Source organism: Rothia sp. P100, assembly GCF_023712425.1.
In the GTDB taxonomy this organism is placed as follows: Bacteria; Actinomycetota; Actinomycetes; order Actinomycetales; family Micrococcaceae; genus Rothia; species Rothia endophytica.
Genome location: NZ_JAMAYG010000002.1, coordinates 377163 through 392953, shown reverse-complemented (window position 1 = coordinate 392953; position 15791 = coordinate 377163). Strand labels below are relative to the sequence as shown.

The following is a 15791-nucleotide window of genomic DNA, read 5'->3' as shown; positions in this document are numbered from 1 at the left end:
GAAGTAGAAAGAAGATCCCCAATGCCCACCTGGCTCATCATCACCCTCAGCATCATCTACCTAGCCTCGGTACTCCTCTTCGCGGCCATCGTAGGCGGCCTACAACTAGAAGCCACCAAAAAAGACGACAAGAACGCCGCTAAAACCTTCAAAACCCTACTAGGCTGCTCCCTCATCTGGCCCATCCCCATCCTCTACATCACCCTCACCAGCCTCCTCAAACTCTTCACCACCCCATTCACCACCAGAAAGGAAAAACAATGAACCAGGAAATCCAACCCTTCAACTTCAACGGCCTACAACTCCGAGCACTGCTCATCAATGGAGAACCTTGGTTCGTAGCAGCCGACGTCGCAAACCTATTAGGGTACGACCTTGCTACCAACATGAGCCGAAACCTCGACCCAGAAGAAAAGGGTATTCACAATATGAATACCCTCGGCGGTGAACAAAAAGTCAGCATAATCAACGAATCTGGCCTCTACTCAGCCATCATGCGCTCCAGGAAACCAGAAGCCAAAGCATTCAAAAAGTGGGTAACCAACGACGTCCTACCCACCATCCGCAAAACCGGCGAATACAAAACCCCACAAACCCTCGAACAGCGCTCGCTGGCTCTTATGGGTGAGCTCACGGCCGTAGTGCAACAGCAGCGGGCTGAGCTTGAGGTGGTACGCCCCAAGGCTGAGCAGTTTGATGATTTCCTGAGCGCTGAGGGGTCTTACGCTGTGGGTGAGGCTGCCAAGGTACTGCAGAGAGCTGGAATCGAGGTGGGCCCGCTACGGCTTTTCAAGAAGCTAGACGATTTGAAATGGACCTACCTGCGCGGTGGAGAACGTCATATTATGCAGGCCGCTATCGAGCGGGGCTACCTGACCGCCAAAGCCCAAAGCTATTTTGACCAGAACGCCGGCGTCCGCAAGATGGCTGCCCCGCAAGTACGTGTGACAACCAAGGGCTTGACCCGCTTGCGAGAGATCCTGCTCCCCTCCATTGAAGAACTGACCCAGATTGCGAGCTGATGAAGCTATGAAAAAGAAGAATGAACCGGCTGAACTAACTGCTGCTGAGTCCTTGGTGTCTAAAGCAGCACCAGCACTTCAAAAGACGGCCGCCATCGGCGCAGAACTTATGCGAGCAGTCCTAAATCTGGAAAAGAAGCTACAGATGCAGAACCGCCGGCTGGGCTACATCGCCCGCTACTACCCCGACGTACATCAAGACGCACTAGAAAACGCTGGAAAGGAAGATTTCTAATGACGCACGAAATTTTTGTCAAAGGTGAGCTGCTTGCTCAGGCTTTCACTGCACTACTCCCTTTTACCAGCAAGGCTAAGGAAGATGACCGCGTCAACGGCACTTACGCCCCTCACGAGCTGGTGAACCTCAACATCACCAACCAGGGCAAACTGGCCATCTCGGCCTTTGATGCTGACGGCGCTTGGGCTATCTACACCATGCCGCTCACCGACTATGAGGGTGAGGTGACTGATTTCGCTATTACGCGTGAAGAAGCGCAGCTCTTCTTGGGCACTTTCAAGCCTCGCAAAAACAGTGAGAACCTGCTGAAAATCGAAGTTGAGCACACCGAGAGCCAGGCCCACGGCAAGGACATGACCGGTACTTACATTGAGTACACGCGATCTACCATGTTGCGCGTCAATGAGGAAGGGCAGCTCTTTGGGGCTCGCGCTAGCCAATTTGCCGGAGCTGATAACCGCCATGTGGCTATCGCGCAGAAGTGGGCCACGGTTGCTTCTGAGGCAATGGTTGCCGGCCAGGAATTCCGCGAGTTCAGCCTGACTCCTAACGGCATTGCGGCGTTGGATAAGGCCTGCAAAATGTTTGGCTCCCCAGTGATGAGCATGCGCGGGTTCAACCTGGTGGCCCGCTTCGGTGATTTCTTCGTGGCCTGCTGCAGAGTGAAGGGCCCCCGCGACGAGTCCAAGCAGTCGTACACACGTTCTATTGATGAATGGTCAGAGGACGTTTTCTCGAATTCCGAGTTCTTCCCTCAGCACACGGTACGTGAGCAACTGACCGTATTCGAAGAGCGCACGCTCTAACAACCTGAAAGCTCACTACATGAGAAAAACTACAAGCACAGCAAGTGAAAGGAGGTGGCAGATAGATGGCATGGCATAAATGGTCAGACACCGCAGGGGATCACCCCAACTTCGCCCGCCTCTTCGACCTTGACTACTACAGCCCCGAGTTGAAGCGGGAGCTAATGGGCTTCCTCTTCTTCTGCGCCTCCCACAGCGCCCTCTACTTCACTGACTACATCATTGAGGAAGGTGTGGCTAAGAAGGAAGGCGGCATGGAGCAGGACGTCCTTGGTGGCGGCCGCTTTCGCATGAATTGGGAGCGTCTAGTTGACGCTGCGCTGTTCACAGGCTTCTTCACCCAGGTGGTCCACAACAAGGAAGGGCGCACGGGCTACAGGCTCCTTGCTGACCCAGATAACTTCGTGAACATCATCCTGAAATCCGAAGCCGACTGGAACAAGGGCCGCGATAAGGATCTGAATGACCCCATCCTGCGCGGCAAAGTCCGCCTACGTGACGGTGACCAGTGCCGCTGGTGCGGCATCGTCGTCAACTTCGATGCCCGCAACGGCGGCCGCGCCGGCACCTACGACCACGCAACCAGCATGGTTGTGGCCAACGGCGACCCTAGCAAGCTCTACGTCTCATGCCGCCAGTGCAATCAACAGAGAGGAAACGGAAAGAACTGGACTAAGAAACTCCGACCCGCACCCGCTAACCCCTACTACAGCGAATCCACCGTGGAGCAGCTGGGTAAGTGGGGATTCAACGTGCAGCCCACCACCCCGCCTATTTTCACTGCCGAGGTTGAGCCGGCATCTGAGTCTCCCAGCGTTGAGCCCTCACAGGCTCCGCAGGTAGAGATTCCTGATGCACAGGTTCCCTTCTATGGCGACTCTGAATGGACACCGGTTGAGCCGGCATCTGAGTCTCCCAGCGTTGAGCCCTCACAGGCTCCGCAGGTTGAGACTCCTGATGCACAGGTTCCTGTTGATGACCACAGCGCCATGATCGCGCAGTTCGAAAAGGACTTGCAGGACAGTGAGCTAGAGGGCGCTCCTGACTTCGTAACGGAGTCGGTAGAAGCGTCTGCGCCAAGTGCCCGCCGTGCACCTGTAGAGCCGCTGAAGCAGGCTCCAGGACGCGTGAAAAGGCACTCTGGCAGAGTTCAGCCAGACTTCTGCAGAAACAGACAGAAACGAAGTGGGGAGAGTCTGGAAGTTCCGGGTCGGGACGGGTCGGGTCGGGAAACCTCCTACCCAAAAACAAAAGCTGAAGAGCAAAGAGAAACTGAATCACCTACACCCAGAAAGCGTAAGAGAAGAAGGAAGCGTAAAAGCAATGACTAGAAGTAAAGCAGTGATCCCTAAAGAGTGGGTTACTCATAAAACCAAGATACCCAAGGGCACTACCCCATCATCATTTACCATGACCGCTGCTGAGCTTCGCGCCCGTGAAATCAATTCCTGGTCAGAGAAGTTGTTTCAGGACAACGTTATTTCCTTAGCGACGGGGTTTGGTTACATCTTGATTTATCACACGCATGATTCGCGTCGGTCTCAGCCTGGTTTCCCTGACCTGGTGCTGGTGAACCCGCGAACCGAGCGCGTACTCTTCCGCGAGCTGAAGTCAGCCAAGGGAGTTATCAGCAAGGAACAGCAGCAGTGGGCTGATGGCCTACGCAAGGCCGGTGCTGACCATGCTTTCTGGTACCCGAAGGATTGGGCCAGCGAGCGCATTCATAACGATTTGAGAGGGGCTACTAATGCCTGAGCATGTAGATGATGTGAACTGTGGTTGCTGGGGTTGTATCTCTGATTGGGAGGTTCGGTCGGTTGCCCGTGATTCTTTGAAGCTTCTTGCTGAGGAGCGGGTGCGGGTTGATTTGGTGGCGGCTGATGAGCTGGGTGTGATTGCTCCCCCGGTTGAGTTGCCGTTGCTGGAGCAGTTGCGGATGGCGGCTGAGCGTCAGGGGTCTGAGGGGTCTAGTGCTGGTGCTTCTCGGTCTGGTGTCCCCGTGGATTTGGTGGCGGTTGAGCTGTTGGGTTCTATTAGCCGTGAGTTGCATTGGGATGCTGTTGAGCTTCTGGCGTGTGACCCTTATGCGAAGGAGGATTTATTTGCTGATGCTCTGGCTGTGTTGGGTCGGGTTGATGAGTTGCCGGCTGAGGTGTTGGCGGTTCGTGGTCCGCGATGGCGTTCGTGGGTAGTGAAGATTCAGACCTACCTTGCTCCTGAGCGTCGGACGCCGATTCAGGGTAAGTGTCCTTCTTCTGAGTGTGGGGCTTCGGAGTGGTTTACCTACGATGAGGACGGTGGCCGCCTGGTGGCTCCTGCGATGGTGGCTTTGTGGGAGGGTGAGCAGATTGAATCGGTGATGTGTAATTGCTGTTTTGAGGTGTGGCCGAGGCATAAGCTCTGGGAGTTGGGTGGTTTGGTTGATCCGAATCTTTCTGCCCGGTTGCTTGCGCGTTAGCTATTTTTGCTGTTATGCTGTTGTTGCTGTGGTTTACTGTATCTAAATACGGTTAGCCGGTTCGAAAGCCTCTTGCTAGTGCAAGGGGCTTTCGTCATTTAACAGCTGTGCATTCACATCGCTTTGGTTTGGGCTTACGGATCTTTCTCCTTTCCATTTGGTGTTGGTGCTTTCTGTGTACGAGCGAGGCTTAGTGGCGGTCGTCTTCTTGTTGTCTTTGATGGCCGCCGCTGGTCTGTTCTTTGGGTTATGGAGTAATTGGCAACTCCCCGGGCCTTGGTCCCGGTGTTCTAGGTTCGAGTCCTAGTAGCCCAGCTGCGCGCTGCTTCCTTTTCGATTCTTGTTCTGAACCATCGTGGATCAAGCATAAGTAGCGCGCTTCAACTTATAGCTTTTATAGATTAGGGGTGTACCTGTGAAGTTGGTTCTTGATGATGGCACTGAGATTCCTTTGAACTCTTGCGACTTTGATGATGGAGACGTTGTTACTGATGCGCTGGTAGGGCTATCTGTTTCCAACCTTGATGACGACTTCGGGTCGATGTCCTTTACTTCTAGCCCGACTTCTCACTCAGCTACTCGAGTCGGCCTTGCTCATTTCCTGACCAGGGCAGTGGATCCCTACAATGCCCTGGGGGATTAGAAGCTCACGCACTGCACCGCTGCCTGCTGACTGGTGGCGGCGTCGCACTATCGTGCTCAAGCGTGATGGTTACCAGTGCACTCACATCCGTGAGGACACCGGACGTCGTTGCACTGAGAAGGCGACGGACGTTGACCACATCGGTGAAGCTCATGACCACCGTATTGAAATGCTTCGCTCTCTTTGCTCGTGGCATCACAATCAAAAAACCGCGAGACAAGGTGGAAGCCGGGCTCGTTCCGGCAAAAAATCTGTGTCTCACCCCGGTCTGGTTTCTGATTGACCGGGGGTCGGGGGCCCTCCCCCGCCCTACGTTTCCCCTAGCCCGCTTGGTTCTGCCTCTCGCTGTGTGTACGGGTCTCGGGGAATACGTTTCACCTAATCATTAATACTTTTTGGCTTCTGTCTTGGGGGTGTTTTCGTTATGGCTGGTGCTGGTCCTGCGCCTGATAAAAACGCCATCCGGCGCAATAAACGCCCCGAATTTACCCAGCTGGTGGAGGATGGGACGCTGCGTGGCCCTGAGCTACCTGTTGGCGTACTGGGCGAAGACAAAGAGGGAAACCCCATCGAGTGGCACGAGGTCACCCGGCGCTGGTGGGATAACTGGCGGCGCTCGCCTCAGTCCACGCGCATGCTCTCTGCCCCTGACTGGGATTACCTGCTTGACACTGCCTTGATGCACCACAACATGTGGCACAACGGACGCTGGGATTTTGCTTCTGAAGTGCGCCTGCGTGTCGCAAAGTTTGGTGCTACCCCTGATGACCGTAACCGCCTACGCGCCGAAATTATCACGGTGCCCGAGGTCGGTGAAGTATCTGATACCGATATCGTCTCCATGTCCGCGCATCGAAGCCGAAGGAGCCGCTTGCTGCAGGAGGAGTGATGACCTGTGCCCCGCACTCTGATTCGCCCTGATGGCGCTGACCGCTCCCAATCACTTGGCTGGATTGCCCTGTGGTGGATGGAAACCTTTTTAGTCCACGGCCCAGGCGATGTTCGTGGTGAGCCAGTGAAAATTGGTGATGAGTTCGGCGGTTTCATCGTCGATTGCTACTTGCTGGATGAAACCGGTGACCGTCTGGTTGATTCTGCTTTCTTCTCACGCCCCAAAGGCTGCGATAAATCAGGGTTGGGCGCTCGCCTTGCTCTCTTTGAAGCTTTTGGGCCTTGCCGGTTCGCTGGCTGGGCTCAAGGCGGGGAAAAATACGAGTTCCTTGGTCAAACCTACGTCTACGAGCCCGGCGAACCCATGGGGCGCAGCGTGGTTGACCCCATGGTGCGCATCATGGCCACCGAAGAGGGGCAGACGGGGAACACGTATGACACCGTGTACGTGAATCTGACCGAAGGCCCTCTCTCAGTGCTCAAAGCACAGGGCATGGATGCTGGTTTGACACGGGTAAAGCTGCCTGATGGTGGCGATATCGTGCCCACGACCTCCGGTGCAGCGTCTAAGGACGGTGGCAAGGAAACCTTCGTGGTCTTTGATGAGACTCACCTCTACAACATCCCCCGCCTACGCAACATGTTTTCCACTGTAAGCCGCAACCTGGCCAAGCGTAAGAAGGGGGCGGGCACCTGGTACCTGGAAACCACCACAATGTACGCCCCCGGTGAGGAATCCATTGCTGAATCCACCTACCAACTGGCCGGCAACATCCTTGACGGCAAATTCCGTGGCCGCAAGCGTCTGCTCTACGACCACCGCGGCTCAAACCTGGTAGATCTATCAGACCGCGAGAAACTGGCTGAAGCCATCGAAGAAGCCTACGGTGAGGCGATGCTGTGGAATTCGGTTGAGGGCATCATCGATTCAATTTTTGACCCCCGGTCAACCATCCAGGACTCCCGCCGCTACTTCCTCAACGCCCTGGTGGAAGGCTCCAACTCCTGGCTGACCCTTGAAGCTATTACCAATGCGACTCTGGGCTACCCAGAGAAGTGGGGTGACATCATCAAGGACGGCGACCAAATCACCCTCGGCTTTGACGGCTCGCTCACCAACGATGCCACCGCCCTGGTCGGTTGCAGAGTCAAGGATAACCTCATCTTTCCCCTGCTGATTCAGGAGCGCCCGGACGGCCCCGAAGCTAAAAACTGGCGGGTCAACGACAAAAAGTTCGACGCCGCAGTTTGCCTGGCTTTCAAGCGCTTCGAAGTCGTCGGGTTCTTCGCTGATCCTCCTTACTGGCTCGATTGGGTCGATAAATGGGAGCGAGAGTTCGGTGAGCGGCTCATGGTTTCAGGCTCACGCGAATCAAAGATTTCCTTCTACACCAACCGCGACTCAGCGATGGCGCACGCCCTACAGCGCTTCAAAATTGCCCTCTATGACAAGCGGCTGAAAATCATTCCCAACCGCCGCCTCATCCGCCACCTGCAAAACGCCCAGAAATGGGTCCGCGCTCGCGGCCTTGAGGTCATTGGTAAGGAATCGAAGAACTCACCTCGCAAGATTGACGGCGCTATTGCGGCCACTTTGGCGCATGAGGCTCGCGCTAAGTACCTGATGGTCAAAGACGAGAAGAAAAAGCCCGATAAAGCCAGCTTCGTGCCGGTGAAAGCCCGATAGGAGGTAGGAAACTTGAAACATTTCAGCATGGAAACCGCCAAGAAAGCCCCTGGCTCTGATGAGTGGTGGGCTCTGCGCCTAGCTAAAGGTATTCAGGGCCGCCGTAAGCGTGTGGAAGAGCTGCAATCTTGGCTCGATGGCACCCCGCCGGCTCCCTGGGAAATGAAGAAGGAGTCAGATCGGGCAGCCTATGAGCGTCTGGTCAAAATCGCTTCACTAAACCTGGCTGAGCTGATTGTTTCTTCGACTCTCTACCGGGTGCAGGTTGAAACGGTGCGTACCGTCCAGGACAGCGACCCTGAAGGTGACAGCGTCGTGAACGGTCTGTTGCTCTCTTCTGATGCCGCTAGCCAGTTTAGGCAGGCTATTGAGTGGATGCTGGCCCTCTCGGTCAGCTATCTGCTGGTGCGCCCGGTTGACGCTGATGGCGGTATTGAGGGGCGGATTACCGCTGAGCACCCGCTAGAGGTTAATGCTGCAGCTGATCCGCAAGACCCTTCCAAGAATGTTGCGGCCATCAAGCTCTACCGTGATGATGCCCTTGACCGTGATGTTCTGGTGATTTACCGCCAGGATTACACGCGTACCGCCTATAAATACGGACGGTCAGTCATCATGCGTAACGCTACCCCCAACCTTGGGGAGTTTGTGTGGGATGAAGAGGAAGAAGATGCTGAGGTACCTGGCCAGATAGAGAATTCGGTGTCTGGTGTGCCGGTCTTTACGCTTTTGAATCGCTTCGGCGTGGGGGAATTTGAGAAGCATATCCCCCACATGCAGCGCATCAATCACACCATCCTGCAGCAGATGATTCTTATAGCCCTTCAATCCTTCAAACAGCGCGCCGTCTCAGGTGTACCCAATGCTGACCCCAGCACCGGTGAGCCTATCGATTACGACTCGATTTTCACATCTGACCCCGGTTCTTTGTGGATTATGCCAGAAGCGGCCAAGGTCTGGGAATCTGGGCAGGCTGATATCAACCCGATTATCACCTCTGTCTCGAAGGATGTGGAGCGCCTGGCGATTGCCGCTCAGGCTCCGCTCTACGCTCTCTCATCTGATGCAGCGCAGCAAGCAGCCGCTTCTGCTGAGCTCATGCGTGAGGGGCAAATCTTCAAGGCTGAGGACCTGCAAAAACGGCTGACCCCCCGCTTCGCCGCCGCGGTCTCGCACATGCTCAAGGTCTCTGGTGATGAAGAGCGGGCTGACCGAAGCCAGATGCGTATTGTTTGGGCACCGACCCGCCGCTCTTCCCTCATGGAACGAGCCCAAGCTGGGCAGTTTGCCACCGCAGCAGGCATTCCCTTGCAAACCGTGGCGGAGAAGTTCTTTGAGATGTCACCGGCCGAGATCCAGCAAATGCTCTCTCACCGTGCTGATGATGCGCTGAGTAACCTGCTCAACGCCCAGAACCTAGGCGTTACTAACTAGGAGGTGCACCGTGGCTGATAAGCTCACGACCTCCCTCATGAAAACCGTGCTCGCGTCCTCTGGTATGCAAGCCCAGCTCATAGCAGCACTCATGGAAATGCTAGCCAGCATCTGGGGAGGCTTCGAGGATTGGTACGAGCCAGACGGCGTTCAACGCGCCGCCAAGCTGGCCGCTGAAGCCGAAGCGGCAGCCCTCACGCAGGTGCGCCGTACCGCCTCCTCAACCGCCCGCGAGCTACTACGGCAAACCGGTGAAAACATCACCGTTGACCCGCTAGAAGCTCTTGAACACCCCCGAGGGGTGGACCCCTTAGAACTCTGGGAACGCCCGGCAGAAGCCTACCGCTACGCCATCTCGCAAGGGAAAAACGACACGGAAGCGCTCGCTGCAGCGATGAACCGTGCTGGTCATATCGCTAAGGCTGATGTGGCTATCACTGCTAGGGATGCGCAGATTCGTGAATTCAGGCGTAGTGAGAAGGTCAAGGGGTATCGGCGTGTGATTCATCCTGAGCTTTCCAAATCCGGGGTCTGCGGCCTGTGCATTGTGGCCGCTGACCGTCTCTACTCCCTTAAAGAGCTGATGCCTTTGCATGATGGGTGTAATTGCACGGTAGCTCCGGTGACCGCCCGGAGCGACCCGGGGCTCAAGCTCAACCAGCAGGATATTGAAGAGCTTTACTCAGCCGCTGGAGGTAGTACCCGCAGGGAAGACCTGGCACGTCTTCGCGTGACCAGTTACGAGCATGGGGAGCTTGGCCCCACCCTGGTGAGGGTTGGGCAAAGCTACCTCAGCCCTGAAGAAGCCGCCGCACGCAAGCGTCCACCCAAGCGTCACTTACGGGCAGTGAACTCTGATACTGACCTGCGCAAGAAGAAGAATCGCAATGCCGCTGAAACCCAGCGTCTGCTCGATACCTCTCAGAAGAAACTTGACGCTTACCAAAAGGCGATTGATGAGGCTAAAGCCGCCGGCAAGTCACCTGATGACATCTCGATACGCGGTTACGTCTACGGACTGCAGCGTGAACGCAAAAATGTCCTTTCCTACACCAAGGAGCTCAAAGCAGCATGACCATCAAGAAACTTATTACTGGTGCCCCAGGCGCCGGTAAAACCACCTACGCCCGCGAGCTGGCCGGGGAAAAAGGCAAGGTCATTGACCTCGACGATTTCCGCTCCATCGCCCCTGATGAAGAAACCGCCAAGAGCTGGCGCGACCAGGCAGAGGAAGCCGCCAAAGCATCAGACGCCGACTACTATGTGGTGCGCACCCTCGCTGACCCTGTTGAGCGAGCTGAGGTAGCTAAGCGTCTAGGAGCTGAAAGCACCGTAGCACTCCTGACTTCCCCAGAGGTCTCTAAGAAGCGAGTCCTAGAGCGCGACGGCGCCGACACCAATCACCAGGTCATCGATGAGTGGTGGAAGAACTTCAAGGCCAACGAAGGCGAAGAAACCCTGGCACTAGACGGCGAACCAGCTGCTGACCCAGCAGATACAGGCCAGGACACCGCCCCCAGCGAGCCCACCATCGAAGAGCTCCTAACCAAAGCACGCCAAGAAGAACGCGACAAAGTGCTCACCGAGCAAAACACCGCCTACTTCACCCAACGCTTCAAAGAAACCGCGCTCGCCCGCAAGCTGACCGATGAGGCGGCGTCCAAGCTTCTTGGCACAGTCAACCCGTCGGCGCTTATGGGTGAGAGCTACGAGCAGACCGATGCCAATATCTCTGAGTTTTTCGAGGTTTCTGGTATCTCTGCTCCCAAGATCAACCGGGGCTCCCAGCATGGGGGTTACCGGGGGACCGAGCCGCTTGCCGGCAAGGAATTCGGCGCTTCTCGTGCCGAGCAATTTTACAAGAATAGGAAGTAAATCATGCCTCTGATTACTGAAACCATCTCCAACAACGGCGGTAACCAGCGCTGGCTCGGTTCTGCTCACGGCATCTGGAATGGTCGAACTCTGACTCTGGACGTCTCAAAGTTCACCCAGGCCACTCACTACCCCCAGGGTTACATCCCCGGCGGCACTCCCCTTTCCATCACTGATGGCTACGCAGTGCCTTACGACGGCACTAATATCGCTGGTCACCTGCTGGACGATTTCCCCGTGGTCACCGCCGGCACCGCATCCAAGGAGCCAGTAGGCGTCCTTTACCACGGCACTGTCATTGCCGCGAATGTTCCGGGCACCTTCACTGCTCCTGCAGCGCAGAAGCAGACCACCATTACTTACCTCTAAGAAAGGGGACAATAAAAAATGTCATCTGTACTGACTGATATTTACGAGCCTTCCGCTCTGACTGAATTTGCTCGTGTTGCCTACCAGAACGCTGAGCAGGCAAAGCCCTCGTTGGCAGCCTTCCTTCCCAATGTCAATGTTGACGGTAACACCGTTGAAGTGACTGTTGAAGGCGGCGCAGTTACCCGTGAGGCTAAGTTCCGTGCCCTTGATGCTGAACCCGGCTTCGGTGATGATGTGCCGATGGTCAAGCGCAACATCGGTCTCCTCGCTCTTTCTGAGCAAGGTAAGTTCGGTGAAAAGGCGATTTCATCCAACCTCGGTGATTCTGATGAGCGTAAGCGCTCCTTTGCTGAGCGCCGTGTGAATGGAATCGCTAAAGCATACGTCGAATCACTGGAACGAGTTCGCGCTTCACTGCTGCTGACCGGAAATTTGAACGTCGACTCTGGCGATGTGCGAATTTCTGAATCTTTCGGCCGCGCCGCCGGCAACACCACTACCGCCCCTGCGCTGTGGTCTGCCGCTGGCACCGACATCCTTGAGTCCCTGGCGACCTTTGTAGACGCCTACAAGGCGGCTAACAACGGCGCTGAGCCTGGCACTCTGCTCCTTTCAACTCAGGTGCTGCGTACCATCGCCAAGAGCCCTCAGTTCGCTGCTGTGCTTGCTGGTGGAGGCTCCCGCCCCGCTGGTCTCCAGGATGTCAACGACGTCCTCATTGGTCAGGGTCTGCCCTCCGTGACCGTTTACGACCGCGCCAACGCAACTGGCCGCCTGATCCCTGCTGACCGCATCCTGCTCCTGCCTGAAGCTGGTGAGCGCTTCACCCAGGAAATCGAGGATGGCACCCTTGGCGGCACCGCCTGGGGTACCACTGCCTCCTCTTACCAGGATTCCTGGGGTATCAGCGAGGGTGACCGCTCAGGTATCGTGGCCGCGCTCTTCGCCAATGACAAGCCCCCCGTGGGCCTGGAAGTGGTCATGGACGCCTATGCGCTGCCTGTGCTCGCTAACGCGAACCTGTCCTACGTTGCGAAGGTGCTCTAATCATGGCGGCCGCTAAGAAGTTCCTACTGACCGGGGTGACCGTCCGTGACCCGAAGAGCGGTGAGCCGCTTTTCCTGGCTGAAGGCACCCAGGTGCCCAATGACCTGGCTAAGGTCATTGATAGTTCGCTGACTGCCACGGCTAAACAGCTCGAAGAAGCGGCTGCCGCGACTGAGCCGGTTGTGGTAGCTCCTGCCGCGACTGAGCCGGTTGAGCCGGCAGCTGACGCGACTAACCCCGCTGAGGCAGAGACCATCAAGGACTCCGCTGAAACCTTCGACGACGAGTAACAGGAGGTGAGCCCCATGAATGACTCCCTGATTGGGGCAACGCCAGATGATGTAGCACTGGAAGTCAGAGATACCATCGACACCGTCGATGGCCCCACCCATGACTACCTAAGCGGCCAAATCGCTAAGGCTGAGCGCCGCCTGCTGGCAACCTGCCCCACCCTACGAAATCGCCTAGCTAACAACCCGCATCTGCGCGAGATAGCAAAAGATATCGTGGTGGAAGCAGTTGCCCGCGTGGCGCGCATGCACCCCGAAGAAGTAGGTCTCAAATCAGAATCCGAAGACGGTTACTCCTACACCGTTGACCCGCTCACCAAGGCGGGTAACCTCTGGTTTCCTGACAAAGACCTCGCTCTTCTGGGGTGCGGCCCCTCAGCCTCAGCAAACATGCTGCCCCGCGCCGCATCACTGACTAAAGGCACCGCCTGGCACGGAGTAGTTCGATGAGCCGCCTCACCAAGGGCGTGCACACCGTCACCGTCACACCTCGGATTGAGACCATTGGCCCGCGAGGTGCCATCGTCCAGTCTTTCGGTCAGCCCCAGAAGTTTCAGTGCAATGTAAAGCCTGCCTCCACTGATGAGCGCGAAGCGGTAGGAGTAACGGTTGAGACCGTCTACCGCATCAAATACTTCCCTCAAGCCCACGGCGGTAAACCGTGGGCAGGCGGGGCCTATTCGCGCATCACCTGGGATGGAAGAGAATTCGAACAAATCGGTGAAGGGCTGATCTCCAGTAGGTCACCCAGAACCGGTCACGTAAAAATTCTCATGAAAGCAAGAAGCTCGACGGTGAAGTAATGTCCACGCTCTTCCAAAACCTCGAACTGGAGTTCGCTAAGGCTGCCTCACACGACCCAGAAATGGACAGAGTGGCGGCCTTAGCCGAATCCTACGTGGTAGGCCTCGCCCCAGTGGAACGAGGCGACTTCGTGCACTCAATCAAGCGGAAAACCGTCAGGACGCCGCGAGGGGTAAGAGACCGACTCATCTACTCCGAAAACGAAGGCGCGATGAGCATCGAATTCGGGTATATGAGCCGCGCCGGGAATTGGATTCCAGGCCACTTCGCTTTCACCCGCGCAAAAGACGCCTTCAGGTAAAGGGAGAACCCATGAGTAAATCATTCAACACCCTGAACCTCTTCTACGACCTGCTCAAAGACCAAGACGCCTTCGTCACCACCTCACCACCATCCGATATCGCTACACGACTACCAGCACTCATCATCGAAGCCTCAGCTCCACTGATGATCCAGAACCACCGTAACCCAGGCCATGGGGCGGTGGCCACGGTGACCATCAGCGCCATAGCTGAAGATGACGAAGTGGCTTTCACGCTCGCTGATTCTGCTTATTCGGCGCTTTGGGAGTCAAAGAATCGGGTGACTAAGTGGGGATGGGTGAGCAGGTTGGTTGAGGTGCAGGCGCCGTTCCTGTCTAGTTCTGAGCTTGCTGCTGGCGATCTCTTTCAATACACCGCCGCTGTTCAATGCTTTATGCGCAAGTAGAGCTTGAGCCTTAATAAATTATTTCCTGGCCCTCCATCTGTGGCGGGGCCTTTTTCATTTAAAGGAGTTTTCCTATGGAAAATGTGTCTCTTAAGGATGCAACCGAAGACCTCACCCTGACTGATGTGGGGCACATTCTGCTGGCTCCGCTAGATAGCGAATTCCCTGACCTTTCCAAGTTCGTTTTTGGTCAGGAATCGACCTACGGCGCTTTTAAGTGGTTCGGTGATACTTCTGCTGAGAATCTACCTGAGTTTGAGGTCGAAGGCGGCGAGGTTACTTCACGCCGCACTTTCGACCGTAAGGGCCAGCGTAATCAACGCGCCGATCGCACTTACACCGGCACCTTCAACGCAGTAGTGCGTAATAAGGAGTTCTTTGAAGCGACCGTTGGCGGCGGTGAGTGGGATGAAGCTAAGAAGGCATTCATCACCAAGTCTGATTCCTACGCCAAGGAATGCATGATGCTCATCGTAGAAGAGGACGGCGAATGGATTTCAGGGCTAGGGCTCTACAAAGTTTCTCTACTCTCGGGATTCGCTAAAACCGACCTTGAAAATTTCAAGGAAGTCCCGGTTTCTGTAGCCATCAGCGCTGATTCTCAGAATCGCATCAAAGCTGACTTTGAGCCTCGCAAGAAGGCACCAGCGGTCACCCCTGCCGGCTAACCAATAACTCCCTTCCCCGTCTTATCTCTGAGTGGGTCTCAGAAGACGGGGAAGGGTCACCCCTCACCTTGAGACCCACAAAATCATCTACTTTAGGAGACCCACTATGACCAAGAAGAACACTTCCACCAAGGCAAAGGCCAAAGCAGCAGGCGCAAAAATGCCCGCCGATTACAAAGCAGCAGAAGTACCTTTCACCTCCATCGAGGGCCACGAGCTGCTCATCCCCTTGAGCGAAATCCGCATTGAAGATGGCATCGGCCTACTCGCTGCCCTTGAACCCATCATCGAAAACGACGGCGATATGGAAATCAAGGAAATCGGCTCCATCTTCCGCGCCGTCCGAGAAGGCAACTTCATCGCAGATAAGGCAGGTTTCGAAGAGTTCACTCGCATGAATAACCTCAAGCCCTCCCTCGAACTCATCATGGCCTACGTCGGTGAAATGTCAAAAGGTCTAAGCTAGCCGAATTCTTTGAGGAGAGCCCCGAGGCAGTAGGAGACTTCATCGCCCTCTACAACCTCAATCCCCTCACAGAAATTTGGTGGGCACCATCTACCGACCACATCACCGCCCTCATGGAAAGGCTTCGCTACGAAGCTAATTCCCTCTGGAGAGCAAAGCAACTTGGCACTGACACCCACTTCGGGTGGACCCTCGAAGCGTATCTCCTAGCAAACCTCGTTGACGGCCTCTCAGCCCGCAACAAGGGAAAGAAGCTACGCCCCACCGAGACCGTCCCCCGACCAAAGGTCATCAAACCCAAACGCAAAGAGGAATTCGACCGCCATAATGGCGTCCGAAATATGCATCTCGGAAGACTCTTCCCCGACGATGTGTAAATGCT

At 55.8% G+C, this 15791-nt stretch carries 23 protein-coding genes and 1 tRNA gene; all 24 read left to right on the top strand.

Annotation, left to right across the window (positions count from 1 at the left end):
• The first annotated feature begins 21 nt into the window (after positions 1-21).
• The 24 genes from M3668_RS06630 to M3668_RS06515 all read left to right on the top strand — a co-directional run bounded on the left by M3668_RS06630 (position 22) and on the right by M3668_RS06515 (position 15786).
• Positions 22-264: a hypothetical protein gene (locus tag M3668_RS06630; RefSeq protein ID WP_251380036.1), complete on the top strand. Its 243-nt coding sequence runs from the start codon at positions 22-24 to the stop codon at positions 262-264.
• Complete coding sequence (locus M3668_RS06625; RefSeq protein ID WP_251380035.1) at positions 261-1022, top strand: phage antirepressor; 762 nt, start codon at positions 261-263, stop codon at positions 1020-1022. Before M3668_RS06630 ends, M3668_RS06625 begins: the two co-directional genes overlap by 4 nt.
• A gap of 7 nt (positions 1023-1029) precedes the next feature.
• Positions 1030-1257 carry a hypothetical protein gene (locus tag M3668_RS06620; RefSeq protein WP_251380034.1) on the top strand — a complete coding sequence of 76 codons (228 nt, stop codon included), beginning with the start codon at positions 1030-1032 and terminating at the stop codon, positions 1255-1257.
• On the top strand, positions 1257-2066 hold the full coding sequence (locus tag M3668_RS06615; RefSeq protein ID WP_251380033.1) for a hypothetical protein: 810 nt from the start codon (positions 1257-1259) through the stop codon (positions 2064-2066). The genes M3668_RS06620 and M3668_RS06615 overlap by 1 nt, the downstream gene beginning before the upstream one ends.
• 65 nt (positions 2067-2131) lie before the next feature.
• On the top strand, positions 2132-3397 hold the full coding sequence (locus M3668_RS06610) for a hypothetical protein (RefSeq protein ID WP_251380032.1): 1266 nt from the start codon (positions 2132-2134) through the stop codon (positions 3395-3397).
• Positions 3390-3821: a VRR-NUC domain-containing protein gene (locus tag M3668_RS06605; RefSeq protein WP_251380031.1), complete on the top strand. Its 432-nt coding sequence runs from the start codon at positions 3390-3392 to the stop codon at positions 3819-3821. The genes M3668_RS06610 and M3668_RS06605 overlap by 8 nt, the downstream gene beginning before the upstream one ends.
• Positions 3814-4524: a hypothetical protein gene (locus M3668_RS06600; protein ID WP_251380030.1), complete on the top strand. Its 711-nt coding sequence runs from the start codon at positions 3814-3816 to the stop codon at positions 4522-4524. Before M3668_RS06605 ends, M3668_RS06600 begins: the two co-directional genes overlap by 8 nt.
• 243 nt (positions 4525-4767) lie before the next feature.
• Positions 4768-4839 (top strand) — tRNA-Gln (locus M3668_RS06595).
• Between the two features lie 100 nt (positions 4840-4939).
• On the top strand, positions 4940-5167 hold the full coding sequence (locus tag M3668_RS06590; RefSeq protein ID WP_251380029.1) for a hypothetical protein: 228 nt from the start codon (positions 4940-4942) through the stop codon (positions 5165-5167).
• 424 nt (positions 5168-5591) lie between these two features.
• On the top strand, positions 5592-6056 hold the full coding sequence (locus tag M3668_RS06585) for a phage terminase small subunit (protein ID WP_251380028.1): 465 nt from the start codon (positions 5592-5594) through the stop codon (positions 6054-6056).
• A 6-nt stretch (positions 6057-6062) separates the two neighbouring features.
• Positions 6063-7745 carry a terminase large subunit domain-containing protein gene (locus tag M3668_RS06580; protein ID WP_251380027.1) on the top strand — a complete coding sequence of 561 codons (1683 nt, stop codon included), beginning with the start codon at positions 6063-6065 and terminating at the stop codon, positions 7743-7745.
• Positions 7746-7757: 12 nt separating this feature from the next.
• Complete coding sequence (locus M3668_RS06575) at positions 7758-9179, top strand: phage portal protein (protein ID WP_251380026.1); 1422 nt, start codon at positions 7758-7760, stop codon at positions 9177-9179.
• A 10-nt stretch (positions 9180-9189) separates the two neighbouring features.
• Entirely contained in the window at positions 9190-10254 is a 1065-nt protein-coding gene (locus M3668_RS06570) for a hypothetical protein (RefSeq protein WP_251380025.1), read from the top strand.
• The gene (locus M3668_RS06565) at positions 10251-11054 is read left to right on the top strand and encodes an AAA family ATPase (protein ID WP_251380024.1); all 804 of its coding nucleotides are present in this window, start codon (positions 10251-10253) and stop codon (positions 11052-11054) included. The genes M3668_RS06570 and M3668_RS06565 overlap by 4 nt, the downstream gene beginning before the upstream one ends.
• A 3-nt stretch (positions 11055-11057) precedes the next feature.
• Positions 11058-11423 (top strand): hypothetical protein, encoded by a 366-nt coding sequence (locus M3668_RS06560; RefSeq protein ID WP_251380023.1) that lies wholly within the window; start codon positions 11058-11060, stop codon positions 11421-11423.
• Positions 11424-11441: 18 nt separating this feature from the next.
• A complete protein-coding gene (locus M3668_RS06555; protein WP_251380022.1) occupies positions 11442-12473 on the top strand; it encodes a major capsid protein in 1032 nt (343 codons plus the stop codon).
• Positions 12474-12475: 2 nt separating this feature from the next.
• Complete coding sequence (locus tag M3668_RS06550) at positions 12476-12763, top strand: hypothetical protein (RefSeq protein WP_251380021.1); 288 nt, start codon at positions 12476-12478, stop codon at positions 12761-12763.
• 15 nt (positions 12764-12778) lie between these two features.
• Positions 12779-13213 carry a Gp19/Gp15/Gp42 family protein gene (locus M3668_RS06545; protein WP_251380020.1) on the top strand — a complete coding sequence of 145 codons (435 nt, stop codon included), beginning with the start codon at positions 12779-12781 and terminating at the stop codon, positions 13211-13213.
• Positions 13210-13566, top strand: a complete 357-nt coding sequence (locus tag M3668_RS06540) for a hypothetical protein (protein ID WP_251380019.1) — start codon at positions 13210-13212, stop codon at positions 13564-13566. The genes M3668_RS06545 and M3668_RS06540 overlap by 4 nt, the downstream gene beginning before the upstream one ends.
• Positions 13566-13868 carry a DUF5403 family protein gene (locus tag M3668_RS06535; protein WP_251380018.1) on the top strand — a complete coding sequence of 101 codons (303 nt, stop codon included), beginning with the start codon at positions 13566-13568 and terminating at the stop codon, positions 13866-13868. The genes M3668_RS06540 and M3668_RS06535 overlap by 1 nt, the downstream gene beginning before the upstream one ends.
• An 11-nt stretch (positions 13869-13879) precedes the next feature.
• Positions 13880-14275, top strand: coding sequence for a hypothetical protein (locus tag M3668_RS06530; RefSeq protein WP_251380017.1), 396 nt, complete (start codon positions 13880-13882; stop codon positions 14273-14275).
• Between the two features lie 74 nt (positions 14276-14349).
• Positions 14350-14943 (top strand): phage tail tube protein, encoded by a 594-nt coding sequence (locus M3668_RS06525; RefSeq protein ID WP_251380016.1) that lies wholly within the window; start codon positions 14350-14352, stop codon positions 14941-14943.
• Between the two features lie 106 nt (positions 14944-15049).
• A complete protein-coding gene (locus M3668_RS06520) occupies positions 15050-15409 on the top strand; it encodes a hypothetical protein (protein WP_251380015.1) in 360 nt (119 codons plus the stop codon).
• A 113-nt stretch (positions 15410-15522) separates the two neighbouring features.
• On the top strand, positions 15523-15786 hold the full coding sequence (locus tag M3668_RS06515; RefSeq protein ID WP_251380014.1) for a hypothetical protein: 264 nt from the start codon (positions 15523-15525) through the stop codon (positions 15784-15786).
• The last annotated feature ends 5 nt before the right edge of the window (positions 15787-15791 follow it).

Coding starts and splice junctions, on each gene's coding strand:
- M3668_RS06630 (WP_251380036.1), top strand. CDS start 22: ATGCCCACCTGGCTCATCATCACCCTCAGCATCATCTACCTAGCCTCG.
- M3668_RS06625 (WP_251380035.1), top strand. CDS start 261: ATGAACCAGGAAATCCAACCCTTCAACTTCAACGGCCTACAACTCCGA.
- M3668_RS06620 (WP_251380034.1), top strand. CDS start 1,030: ATGAAAAAGAAGAATGAACCGGCTGAACTAACTGCTGCTGAGTCCTTG.
- M3668_RS06615 (WP_251380033.1), top strand. CDS start 1,257: ATGACGCACGAAATTTTTGTCAAAGGTGAGCTGCTTGCTCAGGCTTTC.
- M3668_RS06610 (WP_251380032.1), top strand. CDS start 2,132: ATGGCATGGCATAAATGGTCAGACACCGCAGGGGATCACCCCAACTTC.
- M3668_RS06605 (WP_251380031.1), top strand. CDS start 3,390: ATGACTAGAAGTAAAGCAGTGATCCCTAAAGAGTGGGTTACTCATAAA.
- M3668_RS06600 (WP_251380030.1), top strand. CDS start 3,814: ATGCCTGAGCATGTAGATGATGTGAACTGTGGTTGCTGGGGTTGTATC.
- M3668_RS06585 (WP_251380028.1), top strand. CDS start 5,592: ATGGCTGGTGCTGGTCCTGCGCCTGATAAAAACGCCATCCGGCGCAAT.
- M3668_RS06565 (WP_251380024.1), top strand. CDS start 10,251: ATGACCATCAAGAAACTTATTACTGGTGCCCCAGGCGCCGGTAAAACC.
- M3668_RS06560 (WP_251380023.1), top strand. CDS start 11,058: ATGCCTCTGATTACTGAAACCATCTCCAACAACGGCGGTAACCAGCGC.
- M3668_RS06555 (WP_251380022.1), top strand. CDS start 11,442: ATGTCATCTGTACTGACTGATATTTACGAGCCTTCCGCTCTGACTGAA.
- M3668_RS06550 (WP_251380021.1), top strand. CDS start 12,476: ATGGCGGCCGCTAAGAAGTTCCTACTGACCGGGGTGACCGTCCGTGAC.
- M3668_RS06545 (WP_251380020.1), top strand. CDS start 12,779: ATGAATGACTCCCTGATTGGGGCAACGCCAGATGATGTAGCACTGGAA.
- M3668_RS06540 (WP_251380019.1), top strand. CDS start 13,210: ATGAGCCGCCTCACCAAGGGCGTGCACACCGTCACCGTCACACCTCGG.
- M3668_RS06535 (WP_251380018.1), top strand. CDS start 13,566: ATGTCCACGCTCTTCCAAAACCTCGAACTGGAGTTCGCTAAGGCTGCC.
- M3668_RS06530 (WP_251380017.1), top strand. CDS start 13,880: ATGAGTAAATCATTCAACACCCTGAACCTCTTCTACGACCTGCTCAAA.
- M3668_RS06525 (WP_251380016.1), top strand. CDS start 14,350: ATGGAAAATGTGTCTCTTAAGGATGCAACCGAAGACCTCACCCTGACT.
- M3668_RS06520 (WP_251380015.1), top strand. CDS start 15,050: ATGACCAAGAAGAACACTTCCACCAAGGCAAAGGCCAAAGCAGCAGGC.
- M3668_RS06515 (WP_251380014.1), top strand. CDS start 15,523: ATGGAAAGGCTTCGCTACGAAGCTAATTCCCTCTGGAGAGCAAAGCAA.